The 13795-nt window shown below is 71.4% G+C and carries 14 protein-coding genes; 9 read left to right on the top strand and 5 right to left on the bottom strand.

Features of this window, described 5'->3' with window-relative positions; genetic code table 11:
• Positions 1–179: 179 nt before the first annotated feature.
• Genes J5V96_RS17400 through J5V96_RS08335 form a run of 3 tightly spaced genes read left to right on the top strand, consistent with a single transcriptional unit; the run spans position 180 to position 3166 of the window.
• Positions 180–1613, top strand: a complete 1434-nt coding sequence (locus tag J5V96_RS17400; protein ID WP_208502703.1) for a tyrosine-protein kinase domain-containing protein — start codon at positions 180–182, stop codon at positions 1611–1613.
• A 3-nt stretch (positions 1614–1616) separates the two neighbouring features.
• Complete coding sequence (locus J5V96_RS08340; RefSeq protein ID WP_208502701.1) at positions 1617–2213, top strand: arsenate reductase/protein-tyrosine-phosphatase family protein; 597 nt, start codon at positions 1617–1619, stop codon at positions 2211–2213.
• A 32-nt stretch (positions 2214–2245) separates the two neighbouring features.
• Positions 2246–3166: a hypothetical protein gene (locus J5V96_RS08335; RefSeq protein WP_208502699.1), complete on the top strand. Its 921-nt coding sequence runs from the start codon at positions 2246–2248 to the stop codon at positions 3164–3166.
• 173 nt (positions 3167–3339) lie between these two features.
• On the opposite strand, the gene J5V96_RS08330 is transcribed toward J5V96_RS08335, so the two are convergent.
• On the bottom strand, positions 3340–3789 hold the full coding sequence (locus J5V96_RS08330; protein WP_208502697.1) for a GtrA family protein: 450 nt from the start codon (positions 3787–3789) through the stop codon (positions 3340–3342).
• 72 nt (positions 3790–3861) lie between these two features.
• On the opposite strand from J5V96_RS08330, the gene J5V96_RS08325 reads away from it, so the two are divergent.
• From J5V96_RS08325 to J5V96_RS08300, 6 genes are all read left to right on the top strand, one after another.
• Positions 3862–4656: a glycosyltransferase family 2 protein gene (locus tag J5V96_RS08325; RefSeq protein ID WP_208502695.1), complete on the top strand. Its 795-nt coding sequence runs from the start codon at positions 3862–3864 to the stop codon at positions 4654–4656.
• On the top strand, positions 4653–6134 hold the full coding sequence (locus tag J5V96_RS08320) for a hypothetical protein (protein ID WP_208502693.1): 1482 nt from the start codon (positions 4653–4655) through the stop codon (positions 6132–6134). The genes J5V96_RS08325 and J5V96_RS08320 overlap by 4 nt, the downstream gene beginning before the upstream one ends.
• 35 nt (positions 6135–6169) lie before the next feature.
• Entirely contained in the window at positions 6170–7039 is an 870-nt protein-coding gene (rfbA, locus tag J5V96_RS08315) for a glucose-1-phosphate thymidylyltransferase RfbA (RefSeq protein ID WP_208502691.1), read from the top strand.
• The gene (gene rfbB, locus J5V96_RS08310) at positions 7036–8034 is read left to right on the top strand and encodes a dTDP-glucose 4,6-dehydratase (RefSeq protein WP_208502689.1); all 999 of its coding nucleotides are present in this window, start codon (positions 7036–7038) and stop codon (positions 8032–8034) included. Before rfbA ends, rfbB begins: the two co-directional genes overlap by 4 nt.
• Positions 8034–9467, top strand: coding sequence for a sugar nucleotide-binding protein (locus tag J5V96_RS08305; protein ID WP_208502687.1), 1434 nt, complete (start codon positions 8034–8036; stop codon positions 9465–9467). Before rfbB ends, J5V96_RS08305 begins: the two co-directional genes overlap by 1 nt.
• Before the next feature lie 94 nt (positions 9468–9561).
• The gene (locus tag J5V96_RS08300) at positions 9562–10782 is read left to right on the top strand and encodes a hypothetical protein (RefSeq protein ID WP_208502685.1); all 1221 of its coding nucleotides are present in this window, start codon (positions 9562–9564) and stop codon (positions 10780–10782) included.
• Positions 10783–10855: 73 nt separating this feature from the next.
• Here the strand turns inward: J5V96_RS08300 and J5V96_RS08295 are convergent, their stop codons facing one another.
• Genes J5V96_RS08295 through J5V96_RS08280 form a run of 4 tightly spaced genes read right to left on the bottom strand, consistent with a single transcriptional unit; the run spans position 10856 to position 13639 of the window.
• Positions 10856–11596, bottom strand: a complete 741-nt coding sequence (locus J5V96_RS08295) for an endonuclease/exonuclease/phosphatase family protein (protein ID WP_208502683.1) — start codon at positions 11594–11596, stop codon at positions 10856–10858.
• Positions 11597–11655: 59 nt separating this feature from the next.
• Complete coding sequence (gene truA, locus J5V96_RS08290; RefSeq protein WP_208502680.1) at positions 11656–12507, bottom strand: tRNA pseudouridine(38-40) synthase TruA; 852 nt, start codon at positions 12505–12507, stop codon at positions 11656–11658.
• Positions 12507–13190 (bottom strand): 5'-methylthioadenosine/S-adenosylhomocysteine nucleosidase, encoded by a 684-nt coding sequence (gene mtnN, locus J5V96_RS08285; protein ID WP_307793565.1) that lies wholly within the window; start codon positions 13188–13190, stop codon positions 12507–12509. The genes truA and mtnN overlap by 1 nt, the downstream gene beginning before the upstream one ends.
• Complete coding sequence (locus J5V96_RS08280; protein WP_208503393.1) at positions 13187–13639, bottom strand: S-ribosylhomocysteine lyase; 453 nt, start codon at positions 13637–13639, stop codon at positions 13187–13189. The genes mtnN and J5V96_RS08280 overlap by 4 nt, the downstream gene beginning before the upstream one ends.
• Positions 13640–13795 lie beyond the last annotated feature (156 nt).

The raw sequence follows: 13795 nt of genomic DNA, 5'->3' as shown, positions 1-13795 counted from the left end.
CTCGTGGGTCTTGGATTTCCTTAGTCTTCCACACCAAAACGCGGCTTCCAGGTCACTGAGCCCTACAAACCCGGGCATACCTGCCCAGGCCGTTCTATGAGACGGGCACATAGCCGCGCGCCAGATGTGGCTGGTGGGCTGTGAAAAGATAGCGAGGTTCAACCGAGCAAGGAGAGTGCGTGGACCTACAGGACTACATCCGGATTCTGCACAAGAACTGGATCCTCATCGTCGTGGCTCTGCTGCTCGGTGTCGGCGGTGGCGCCGCTGCCTCTCTAGCGACGGCTCCGACCTACCAGGCCTCCACTCAGCTGTTCGTCTCCGTTCGTTCAGAGACGGGCGGTGCCGCAGATCTGACCCAGGGGTCGACTTTCGCCCGGCAGATCGTGACGAGCTACGTGAGCATCGTCCCGACCGCGATCGTGCTGGACCCCGTGATCGAAGAACTGGGCCTCGACACCACGGCCGGGGCGCTCGCCAGCCACATCACCGCGTCTTCTCCTCTCAACACTGTGATGCTCGACATCAATGTGACGGATCGCGATCCCCAGACCGCCGCGGACATCGCCAACGCCGTCGGCCGCAGCGTGAGCGAGGTCGCCCAGACCGCGCTCAACTCGTCGGCAGCAGAAGGCTCGAGCCCCGTCACGCTGACGATCGTCCAGCCCGCGGCGACCCCCACCGCGCCAATCGCGCCTCGCGTTCCTATGAACCTGGCCCTCGGCGCCATCCTGGGCCTGGCGATCGGCCTCGGTATCGCCATCCTGCGCAGCATCCTCGACACGCGCATCCACTCGATGCACGACATCGAGCAGATCACCGAGAAGCCGCTGCTCGGTGCCATCGCGTACGACCCCGAAGCCGCGTCCCGCCCGCTGATCGTCCACGCCGATCCGCGAAACCCGCGCGCCGAGTCGTTCCGCACCCTGCGCACCAACCTGCAGTTCCTGCAGGTCGGTGAGGGCTCGAAGGCTTTCGTCGTCTCGTCGGCCGGTCCGTCCGAGGGCAAGTCGACCACCACCGCGAACCTCGCCATCTCGCTCGCCGAGACCGGCGCCCGCGTGGCCCTGCTCGACGGCGACCTGCGCCTGCCGAAGGTCGACCAGTACATGGGCATCGAGGGCGCCGTGGGCCTCACCGATGTGCTCATCGGCAAGGTCGAGTTGGTCGACGCCCTGCAGCGCTGGGGCCGCAGCAAGCTGTACGTGCTGCCCGCGGGCAAAGTGCCGCCGAACCCCTCTGAGCTTCTCGGCTCGGACGCGATGGACAACCTGCTCGACATGCTCAGCGAGCACTTCGACTACGTGCTCATCGACGCGCCGCCGCTGCTGCTGGTCACCGACGCCGCCCTCGTGAGCAAGAAGACCAAGGGCGTGCTGCTGGCGGCCGCCGCCGCGCAGACGAAGAAGCAGGCGCTCAGCGCGGCTGTGCGCACGCTCGAGACCGCCGGCGCCACCCTGCTCGGTGTGATCGTGACGAAGCTGCCCACGAAGGGACCGGACAGCTACGGCTACGGCGACACCGGCTACGGCACCGTGGGCCTCGATCAGGCCGACCTCGAGAGCCGCCGCGAAGGTGAGAACCAGGCCCGGCGCAAGTCGTTCCGGAAGTGACACATGGCTGACTTCACGATCCTGACGGTGTGCACCGGCAACATCTGCCGGTCGCCGCTCGCTCACCTGCTGCTGCGCGACGGTCTGGCCGACCTCGGCGTGACGGTGCACAGCGCGGGCGTCGGGGCGCTCGTGGACAGGGGCATGCCGGATCAGTCGCTCGCGATCGCGCGCTCGCTCGGCATCGTCGACGCCGAAGCCCACCGCGCGCGCCAGATCACCGCCGACATGGTGCGCGAGGCCGACCTGATCCTGCCGATGGCCCGCGAGCACCGCGCCGCGATCGTCGAGCTGGTGCCGCGCGCCTCGGCGAAGACGTTCACGATGCGCGAGTTCGGTCGCATCGCGTCGCACATCACCGACGACGCTCTCGCACAGGCCGTGCAGGACGGCGCGACGCCGGCCGACCGGATGCGCCTCGCGGTCGAGGAGATCGGCTTCTCGCGCGGCGAGGTGCCGCCGCCCGCCTCTCTCGAAGACGACAACATCGTCGATCCTTACCGCCAGTCGGACGACGTCTACGCTCAGTCGACCGCCCAGCTCACCCCCGCGGTGCAGCAGGCGGTGTCTCTGCTCCGCAAGGCAGCCGGAGGGCTCTGATGATCCGGTGGCAGCGCTCGAGAGACAGCCGCATGGTCCGGATCGGGAAGATCACCGCGGTCGCGCTTCTCGCCGTGATCGTGGCCGTGCTGTCGTGGCTCGCCTTGAGCCAGAACCGCGCGACGACGCCTCCCGCCACCGAGCCGCCCGCCGCCTCGACGCCGGAGCCCACGGCCACCGCGGCGGAGCCGACGCCCACCCCCACCCCTGAGCCGACCGAGGCGCCGGCGCCGCCCGCTGCGGTGGCTCCGACGCGCATCGTCGCCGCGTTGACGACCGGCACCCTGCTGCGCACCTCCATGGGCGCCTGCGGCGGTGCCGCCCCGGTGCCCGAGTTCTCGACCGACGGCGGTGCCACCTGGCAGACCTCCGCTCTCTCGGAGGCGTCGCCCGCCGCGATCCTGCGTCTGATTCCCGGCGAGGTCGGCCAGGCGATCATCCTGAACGGCGAGTGCGCGCCCACGGGCATGTGGTCGTTCAGCGAGGGCGCCGACTGGGCCGAGACGGCTGACTTCGTCGGCGGCTCGTGGCGCTTCGACCCCGCCCAGGCGGACCGCATCTTCACCTCCGCGGGCACGGAGGCCACGCTGCCCTGCGCCGCGCTGACCGTCTCGTTCTGGGACACCACCGCGATCGCGCTCTGCAACAACGGCACCGTCGTCACGACGACCGACGGCGCCGGTTCGTGGTCGACGCCTGTCGCGGCCGCGGGAGCGCTCACGGTGACCGCCTCGCCCGACGGCTTCAAGACCCTCATGACAGGCATCGACGGCTGCGCCGGCGTGCAGGTCGCACCGCTCGCAGATGGCGCGCTGGGCGCGCCCGGCGCCTGCCTGGAGGCCCAGTACGCCCCCGGCGAGGTGGCGATGAGCGGCGACGGCGACGGCCTCGTCACGGTGTGGGCCGGTGGCACCTACGCCCGCTCGCAGGACGGCGGCGCGAACTGGGGCTGACGCCCTCGCGATCTCGGACCCGCGCTCTCCTTCGGGAGGGCGCGGGTTCTGCCTTCCGGGGCCGTGGCGGCGGGGTGGCGGCGGGTGAGCGCCTGCGCCGGGCGCGGGGCGTCTCGACTCGCTCGTTCCTCGCTCGCTCGACGAGCAGGCCGCGGGGGTGGCGGGGGTGGCGGCTATTTGGCCTGGGGCACCCGGAAGACCACGAGGTGATAGAACCCGAAGCGGGCCACCACGACGACGGCGATCGAGAAGAGGTTGATCGCGTTCAGCAGGATCGGGCCGGGCTGCGAGCCCGTGACGACCTCGACCAGCGCGCCACCGGCCCACACCAGCACTGCGCCGAGCACGGTGCACACGGCGTTCGCGATGACGAACAGCAGGATCTCCTGGCGGCGGCCCCGGCGGTCGCGATCCTTGAAGGTGACCTGCCGGTTGCCGAAGTAGGCGTTGATGAGCGCCACGAGTGAGGCGACGACCTTCGAGACGATGACGTCCCAGCCGAAGACGAACACCAGCAGGTTGAAGACCCCGACCTCGATCGCCGTGCTGAGACCGCCGATGAGAAGGAAACGCGTGCCGAGAGCGGCGGCGCGGCGGAGACGTGCACGGGAGAGGTCGGGCATAGCGCGACTAGGCTACCGGGGAGGCCGCGCGAACTCCCTGTGAGCCCGCCACCCCGACCCCGAAGGATCGTCGTGACGCAGACCCACCCCCGCATCGTCGTTGTGATGCCGGCGTACAACGAGTCGGAGGGCATCCCCGGCTTCATCGAGGAGGTGACCGCTGCGCTCGCGCCCCTCGCCGAGGACGTGCGCGTCTTCGTGGCCGACGACCGCTCGACCGACGACACCGCCGCGGTGCTGGCCGCGATGCCGGGCGTTGTGGTCGAGACGCAGGCGCACAACCGCGGCCACGGCCCCGCAGCCCTCGCCGCCTACCGCCTCGGTCTCGCGGCGGATCCCGACGTGCTGGTGCACGTCGACGGGGACGGCCAGTTCTACGGCGCCGACATCGCCCGCGTCGTTCAGGCGCTCGACAGCACGGGCGCGGATGTCGTGCACGGCGTGCGCACCGGCCGCACCGACGCCTGGTACCGACGCGTGCTGACCTTCTGCGTGCGCCTGCTGGTGGCCGCCGCGGCCGGCAAGGCCATCCCCGACGTCAACACCCCCCTGCGCGCCTACCGCCCGATGGCGGCGAGCGCGCTCGTGTCGGCCCTGCCCGGCGACGTGCAGGTGCCCCACGTGCACTTCTCGTTCGCCGAGGCCCGCGGCGGCTTCGACGTGCGCTACGCCAAGGTCGCCTCGATCCCGCGCCGCGGGGCATCCGACACCGGCACGATGTGGGGCAAGGCCACGCGTCTGCTGCCTCCGAAGCGCCTGCGCGCCCTGATGGGCGACGCGCTCATCGAGCTGTGGCGGCTGTCGCTGCGGCCCGGCGCCCCCCTGCGGTCGCTCACACGTCCTGCCCGCGTGGAGGCCGACCGGTGACCCGCCTCCACGCCGCCCTCTTCTGGGCCGCCGCGGCCCTGCTCGCGGTGGCGCACGTGATCGTGGCGTGGAACAGCCTCACGCAGAACCGCCTGTGGGAGGACGAGGCGTTCAACCTCACCGTGCCCCGCAACCTGCTCGCGGGCCTCGGCTACACCTCCGACGGCACGCTGTCGGGATCGGTGCTCGAGCCGTGGGATGTGCGCATCTCGACCGGCCCGACCGTGCTGCTGCCGGTCGCGGCGGTCATGGCGCTCGGGGCGGATCCGGTCATCGGCGGTCGCTCGATCGTGCTGCTGTTCTGGATCGCGCTGCTCGCCGGGCTCTTCCTCCTGGGCAACCGGATCGGCGGACGCTGGGCCGGTCTCGCCGCCGTCGCCACCGCGCTGGCGATCGACACGGTGCACACGCCGTCGCCGATCCAGGGTCCGACCGACATCCTCGGCGAGATCCCGGCCGCGGCCCTCATCGTCTGGGGCTTCGTTGTGCTGCGCCGCCGCCCGTGGCTCGCGGGGCTGCTCGTCGGTCTGGCCGTGCTCACGAAGCTCATCGCCGCACTCGCACTGCCCGCGTTCGCGGTCTGGCTGCTCCTGCGGGAGACCGGATCCTTCGGGGCACGTTTCTCCGCCGCCTGGCGTCGCGCGTGGCCCGCCCTGATCGGCGTGGTCGCCCCCTCGGCGCTGTATTACCTCGTCGTGCTCGTCGACCTCGGATTCGGTGGTTTCCTCGACTTCGCGAGGGAGTTCCGCGACTTCCTGACGCGCGGCGGCCCGCAGGGTGTGCACACCACGGTCGGGGAGAAGCTCTCGACGCTGCTCGGAGCCTGGTGGGTGCCGGGCGGGGTCGCGGTGGCGGCCGCCGTGCTCGTGGTGGCGTTGGCGGTGCTGGCGTGCGTGAGGTCGGGGCGTCTCGACGCGCCTCGCTCGCTCGACGAACGAGACGGAAACGGCGCGACCCTCGCATATGTCGCCGCCGCGGCGACCGGTGTGGTGGCGTATGTCGGGTGGTGGGCGACCGCCGCGCACCTGCCGCTGTGGATCAGGCACCCCACGCCCGGACTGTTCGCGTTCGCGCCGCTGCTGGTCGCGGGTGCCGTCGTCGGCGCCCGCATCCTGATCGCCCGCAACGGGAAGCCGTGGCGCGGGCTGGGGCTGGCGGCCGCCGCGGCCCTCGCCGTTGTGGTCGTCGTCCCTCCCGCCCTGCACACGGGCTTCGCGGCACCGCCCTCCGGCGCTCTGGCGGCCCAGCGAGCGGTCGCGGAAGGGTTCGTCGAGGCGATCGCCGAGAACGACGTCGAGCTGCCGGGCGGGTACCTCGCGTCGAACCCGTGGGGATCCGGCGTCTCGCTGGTGTTCCTCACCGGCGCGCACGTGGGTCTGTTCGATGCGCCCGCGATGGCCGGCGCGCCTCAGCTGTCCTACTTCGAGTGCGAGAACTCCCCGCACGTCGACCCGCCCGTGCGCCTCTGCCTGCCCTGACGTATCAGGTGCATCCTTCTGTGCTCCCTGGAGACGTGAAGGGCATCATCCTCGCCGGCGGGTCCGGCACGCGGCTCCATCCGATCACCGTCGGCGTCTCCAAGCAGCTCGTGCCGGTGTACGACAAGCCGATGATCTACTATCCCCTCTCGACGCTCATGCTTGCGGGGATCCGGGACATCCTGATCATCACCACCCCACACGACGCGGCCGCCTTCGAGCGGCTGCTGGGCGACGGCTCGCAGTTCGGCATCTCGTTGACGTTCGCGCAGCAGCCCTCCCCTGACGGGCTCGCGCAGGCCTTCACGATCGGCGCCGACTTCATCGGCGACGACAAGGTCGCCCTCGTGCTCGGCGACAACCTGCTCTACGGCCCCGGCCTCGGCACGCAGCTCGAGCGCTACGCCGATGTCGACGGCGGAGCGGTGTTCGCGTACTGGGTCGCCGATCCGTGCGCCTACGGCGTGGTGGAGTTCGACGGATCCGGCCAGGCGATCTCGCTCGAGGAGAAGCCTGCGAAGCCGAAATCGAGCTACGCCGTGCCGGGTCTGTACTTCTACGACAACGATGTGGTCGCCATCGCCCAGGGCCTGTCGCGCTCGGCTCGGGGCGAGTACGAGATCACCGACGTCAACGCCGAGTACCTGCGCCGCGGCCGTCTGCAGGTGGAGGTGCTGCCGCGCGGCACCGCCTGGCTGGACACGGGCACCTTCGACCAGATGACGGATGCCTCCGACTACGTGCGCACTATCGAACGCCGCACGGGCCTCAAGATCGGCGCACCGGAGGAGGTCGCCTGGCGAGCGGGATTCCTCAGCGACGACGAACTGCGCGAACGCGGCGAGCGCCTCGTGAAGTCGGGCTACGGCACCTACCTGCTCGGCCTGCTGGAGCAGAGCCGGTGATGCGCATCCTCGTCACCGGCGGCGCCGGCTTCATCGGATCGAACTTCGTCCACCACGTGATCGAGCACTCGGATCACCACGTCACGGTGCTCGACAAGCTCACCTACGCCGGCAATCGCGCCTCGCTGGCGGGCCTGCCCGAGAGCCGCGTCGAGTTCGTCCAGGGCGACATCGCGGATCACCCGGTGGTGGATGCGCTGATGTCGCGCGCGGACGCGGTCGTGCACTTCGCCGCCGAGTCGCACAACGACAACTCGCTCGATGACCCTCGTCCGTTTCTGGAGACGAACCTCATCGGCACGTACACGCTGCTCGAGGCCGCCCGCCGCCACGACGTGCGCTTCCACCACATCTCGACCGACGAGGTCTACGGCGACCTGGCTCTGGATGATCCGGACCGCTTCACGGAGGCGACGCCCTACAACCCGTCGTCCCCCTACTCGGCGACCAAGGCCGGATCCGATCTTCTCGTGCGTGCCTGGGTGCGCTCCTTCGGCCTGCGCGCGACCCTGTCGAACTGCTCGAACAACTACGGCCCGCGACAGCACGTCGAGAAGTTCATCCCCCGCCAGATCACGAACGTGCTGCGGGGCGTCCGCCCGCGCCTGTACGGCACGGGAGAGAACGTGCGCGACTGGATCCACGCCGACGACCATTCGTCCGCCGTGCTCGCGATCCTCGAGCGCGGCGCCCTGGGCGAGACGTACCTGATCGGCGCCGACGGCGAGCGCAGCAATGTCGCCGTCGTGCGACTGATCCTGGAGCTGATGGGGCAGGATCCCGATGCGTACGACCTCGTGACGGATCGCGCCGGTCACGACCGCAGGTATGCGATCGACGCGACGAAGCTGCGCCGGGAGCTCGGATGGGAGCCGCGGTACCGTGACTTCCGCGACGGCCTCGACGCGACCATCGGCTGGTACCGCGCCCACGAGGACTGGTGGGGTCCGGCCAAGGACGCGACGGAGGCGTTCTACGCGTCGAGGGGGCAGTGATGGCCTCCGCTCTGCACGCCACGCGGACGCCGATCGAGGGTCTGCTGCTGTTCGACCTGCCGGTGCACGGCGACGCGCGCGGATGGTTCAAGGAGAACTGGCACCGCTCATCGATGGAGCCGCTCGGCCTGCCCGACTTCGGGCCCGTGCAGCAGAACGTGTCGTTCAACGACGCCGTCGGCACCACGCGCGGCCTGCACGCCGAGCCGTGGGACAAGTGGGTCTCGGTCGCCACGGGCCGCGTGTTCGGAGCATGGGTCGATCTGCGCTCGGGCACGGGGTTCGGCAGCGTCTTCACGGCGGAGATCGATCCGGGCCGCGCCGTGTTCGTCCCCCGAGGAGTGGCGAACGGATTCCAGACGCTCGAGCCGGGCACGGCCTACACGTACCTGGTGAACGACCACTGGTCGCCGGATGCGGCGTACGCCTTCCTGAACGTCGCCGACGAGACCTCGGCCATCCCGTGGCCCCTGCCTCTCGACCGTGCGGAGCTCTCTGCGAAGGACCGCGCACATCCGCGGCTCTCCGACGTCGAGCCCGTGCCGCCGCGACGCGTGCTGGTGCTGGGCGCCGGCGGCCAGCTCGGCACGGCGCTGCGCGCGGAGTTCGCGGGACTGCGGCACGTGGAGTTCGCGACGCGCGATGAGCTCGATCTGGCGTCGGATCTCGCCGGAGCGCGCCGCTGGCGCGACTACGGCACGATCATCAACGCCGCAGCGTTCACCGCCGTCGATGCGGCTGAGAGCCCCGAGGGCCGCCGCCGCGCCTGGGCGGTCAACGCGGGCGGTGTCGCGGCGCTGGCGCGCGTCGCCGCCGAGAACGGCATCACGCTGGTGCACGTCTCGAGCGACTACGTGTTCGACGGATCCCTCCCCCGCCCGTATCGGGAGACGGATCCGCTCTGCCCGGTCAGCGCGTACGGCCAGAGCAAGGCCGCGGGCGACGTGGCCGCGGCCACGGCGCCGCGGCACTACATCCTGCGCACCTCGTGGGTGGTGGGTGACGGACGCAACTTCGTGCGCACGATGGCATCGCTCGCCCGGCAGGGAGTGAGCCCGCGGGTCGTGGACGACCAGCTCGGTCGCCTGACATTCGCCACCGACCTCGCCAGGGCGATCCGGCACCTGCTGTCGGTCGCCGCCCCCTCTGGCACCTACAACGTGACCGGATCGGGCGCACCGCGCACGTGGGCGCAGCTCGCGCGGCAGGTGTTCGCGCAGTGCGGGGTGGATCCGGACCAAGTGGTGGGGGTGAGCACCGAGGAGTACTTCGCCGCGGCGCAGGGACCGGTCGGGGCGCGCCCGCGGAACAGCGTGCTGGATCTGGCGAGAATCGAGGCCACGGGGTTCACGCCGGCGGACGGCGACGAGGCGCTCGCTGCCTACCTGCAGGGGCTGCGGGAGGTCTCGGCCGCTGCCGGTTCCGCCCGCTGACCGGGCCGCTGCCGGATCGAACGACCCGGGCAGTCGCAGCCGAAACGTGCTCAGATCGCATCATCGGCCCGGTCAGCGCTATTTTTAGAGCATCATGACTGACCGCACCGCCCCCGCCCGCGACTGGGACGCGCTCTTCGGCCCCGAACGCACGGAGCGGGTTCCTGAGGCCGACACACCCGCCTCGCCTCCGACCATGCCTCTCGAGGTGCTGTTCCTCGGCGAGCCCACCATCGATGCGGCCGCCACCGTCGCTCTGCCGCAGCCGACCGCGCCCCGGGCGGGCGGCTCGCGCGCGAAGGCCGAGGTGCACCCCACGCTGCTTCCCGCGGTGCGCCGCCGGCGCATCCTGCGCATCTCGGCGATCTCCGTCGGCGCGCTCGCGCTGGTCATCGGAGGAGTCGTGCTGTTCCAGGTCATGCAGTCGCAGGCCGCAGCGGCCGAGGCAGCCGAGACGGCGTCGTTCGATCGGCGCGAAGACGCGCTGACCCAGGCGACGACCGCTTACGACTCCGCGACGTCGACGCTGGCCGCCGATCACGCGGCGCTGGGCGAGAGCGGCCTCGCCGCCGTCGACCTCGCGAACCGGGCGAGCGCCGCGATGGACCAGCTGCCCGAGCTCATCCAGCCCGCCCTGGCCGATGCCGTGCGCGCCGCCGCCGACGCGCTCACGACCGAGGTCGGCACCGCGTCGGTCGTCACGCTGCCCGAAGCATGGACGCCGCCCGCGGTCGATGAGGGCGACGTCGCCGCCGCCGACGAGGCCCTCGTGCTCGTGCAGGAGCACACGGCGCTCGTCGAGGAGGCCGCCACCGCCGTGAGCGAGGCGCAGACGCGCCTCACGACCGCGCAGGGCGCCCTGCTGGCCTCACTCGACGCGGTGTATGGCACGCTGGGCGCCGTCGCGACCTCCGCGCACGAGAACAACCCGATGCCCGAGCAGTCGTTCCACGACGCCCTCGACGCGGCCGTGGGCGCTCCTGCCGCTGCGCGCGCCGGCGGCGGCGACGGCATCGCCGAGCTGCTCGCTGTTCCCGCGGCGCTGACCGCGCTGCTCGACGAGCAGGGCCGCCTCGCCGGCATCGCCGCGGCCGAGGAGGCCGCCCGCCGCGACGCCGAGCGTCGCGCCGCGAACAACTCGTACAACACCGGTGGCGGCACCACCGACACCGGCACCACCGACGGCGGCACGACCACAGAGCCGACCACCGAGCCGACCACACCGCCCGCCACGACCTCGCCGGTGCCCCCGGCGAACCCCGACGACCAGGGCACGGGCGGCGAGCCCGAGACCCCCTGGTGGCTCGCAGACTGACCCGACACACAAAGGGCCCCGCTTCGGCGGGGCCCTTTGTGTGTCGGCTGCCGGGCGTCCCCGCGCGCGTGGATCAGGCGCCGGGCGCCTCGGTGATCTCCTCGTCCTGGGAGGGGTCACCCGCCACGCGGAACTCCCGGTGACCCGGCTTGTACATCGCGGTGATGAGGATGGGCAGGTGATCCGACGCGCCCTGGGGCAGCGTGGTGACCTTGTCGATGTCGAGACCGAGCGACGTCGCGAAGTCGTAGTGCCCCTTGAGGTAGCGGTAGCGCGAGTAGGTGCGGCGGTCGCTGAAGGTGAGGTCGTAGCCCTCGCCCTTCACCCGCTCGTGCAGGCGCTCCTTGAAGACCGGATAGTTGTAGTCGCCGACCATAAGGATCGGCACGCCCTCCCCCATCTTCTGCAGCGCGGCCAGCGCGGTGCGGATCTGGTGCCGCCGCAGCGAGTTCAGCGCCGTGAGCGGCGAGGCGTGGAACGACGCCACGATAAGCTCCCGGCCCGCGTCGATGTCGAAAAGCTTCGCCGCCAGCACCCGCTCGTGCGCCGGCTTCGCGATGACGTCGTGCAGCGACTTCTTCAGTTCGAGCGTCTTCACGCCCCGCAGCTGGAACATGTTCTCGCGGTAGTAGAGGGCGAGCCCCAGCCGATTCTGCGAGGTGGCGTGCGCGAGCGTCAGCCCGGAGATCCGATCCGGCATCTCGTCGGCGCGTGCCTCCTGCAGGCACAGGACGTTCGCCTCCCAGCGAGACACGATCGTCTCCAGCTCGTGGGCGGCAGCGTGCTTTCGCAGGTTGTACGAGATCACTCTCATGTCCACAAACCTACGCTCGTGCCCTCAGAGACACCGGGGGCTTGATTCGCCGCCGCCGACTACTCTGCGTCACGGCGGTTGCGCGTCTGCTCCGCTCGCGCCGCGAGCAGCTCATCGGCCGGATACCCCACCTCGGTGAGCGTCAGGCCCCGCGCGGCGAGCACCTTGAACTCGCTGGTGCGCTCTCCCGCATCGCGCAGGGTGACGACGTCCTCCGGAGCCAGACGCCCCTCTCCGACGGCCGTGCACGCGCCCACGAGCGCGCGCACCATCGAATGGCAGAAGGCGTCGGCCCGCACGTTCGCCACGACCATCCGCCGCTCGTCGCGTCGCCACGCGAAGTCCAGGAGCGTGCGGATCGTGGTGGCCTCGGGCCGCGGCTTGCAGTACGCCGCGAAGTCGTGAAGGCCGATCAGCCGGCTCGCGGCGTCGTTCATCGCGTCGACGTCGAGCGCCGCCTTCACGGTGGTCGCATGCAGCCGCTCGAGCGGGTCGTAGCCGGTCACGAGGTCGGCGATCCGGTACTCGTAGCGGCGCCAGGTCGCCGAGAAGCGCGCATCGAAGCCCTCCGGCGCCGTCGACGTGCGCGACACCGCGACATCGGCGTACTGCCCGAAGACGCCGGTCAGGCGGCGGGCCAGCGGATCCACCGGATCGCCCGGGACGATCCCGTCGCGGCGCACCTGCGTCGCCCGGGCCCACTGCGCGTCGGTCAGATCGGCGTGGGCCACCTGACCGGTCGCGTGCACGCCCGCGTCGGTGCGGCCGGCGACCGTGAGGTGCACGTGCGATCCGATCACGCGCTCCAGCGCGGCCTCGATCGTGCCCTGCACCGTGCGCAGCGTGGGCTGCCGGGCCCAGCCGCGGAAGTTCGTGCCGTCGTAGGCGATGTCGAGACGGATGCGACGCATCAGCGAGCCAGCGCGGCGAGCACCACGCGCGCCGAACGCTCGGCGGCGTCGTCGACGTGAGTCAGGAACTCCGTGCCGTCGGGGGCGCAGAGGTCGGAGACCCCGCGCACCGAGACGAAGGGCACGCCGTGATTGTGGGCGACCTGCGCGATCGCCGCCGACTCCATGTCGACCGCCAGCAGCGACGGGAAGTCGCCGCGCATCTGCACCGCGACATCCGCGATCACGAACCGCTCCCCCGAGCCGACCGCTCCCGGGCGCGCGCCGGCGGCCTCGGCGGCCGACACCAGCTCGGTATCGCCCGCGTACGACGCCGGCATGCCGGGGGTCTGGCCGAGTTCGTAGCCGAACGCCCGCGCATCCGCGGCGACGTTGACGAGGGCCGAGGAGACGATGACATCGCCCACCGCGACATCCGGCGCCAGGCCCCCGGCCGATCCGGCGGAGATCAGCACCACATCGGGGCCGTAGCGCCCGACGGCCGCCTCGGCCGCCGCGGCGGCGTTGACCATGCCGATGCCGGTGCGCACGAGAACGTGCATCGCCCCGCCGATCACAACGCCCTGGTGCGACGCCCGGCCGATGACGACGGGCTCGGACACCTCGGAGGCGGCGGCGAGGAAGGGCGCGGCCTCCTCGTCCATGGCGACGAGGATCACGGCGGTCCCGGTGACGCGGCTCACGCGAAGACCTGACCCCACTCGTCGCGCCGGGCGAGGAAGTCGCGCGCGGCCTGCTGCGCGCCCTCGAGCGTGTGGTTCGCACCCCAGCCGCACTGCACCTCGTTCGCGGCGGGCACCTCGGTCGCCTCGAGCACGTCGCCCAGCGACGCCGCGACGAGCGCCTCGACCTCCTCGTAGGAGTGGTCGCCCTGCAGGATCAGGTAGAAGCCCGTCTGGCAGCCCATCGGCGAGAAGTCGATCACGCGGTCGGAGTGGTTGCGGCTCTTCTCCGCGAAGAGGTGCTCGAGCGAGTGGATCGTCGGCATCTCGAGGTGCGCGACGTTGGGCTGCGCGAAGCGCACGTCGTACTTGACGATCACGTCGCCCGCGGGCAGCACCTTGCGGTCGGCGATGCGCAGGTACGGAGCGGCGACGGCGCGGTGGTCGAGGTTGAACGACTCGACGTTCATGCGGGGCTGTTCAGTCACATCCTCCAGCGTACGGGGGGCGCCTGTGCTCCTGCTCGCGGGCGCGGGCCGGGCGGGCGGGGGGGGGGGGGGGGGGCCCCCCCCCCCCCCCCCCAGGGCCCCAGGCGCAACCGGGGGCGGGATTGGGGGGTGGTTGGG

The organism is Microbacterium stercoris (assembly GCF_017592545.1).
GTDB lineage: Bacteria > Actinomycetota > Actinomycetes > Actinomycetales > Microbacteriaceae > Microbacterium > Microbacterium stercoris.
This window is presented reverse-complemented; position numbering and strand designations above follow the sequence as displayed.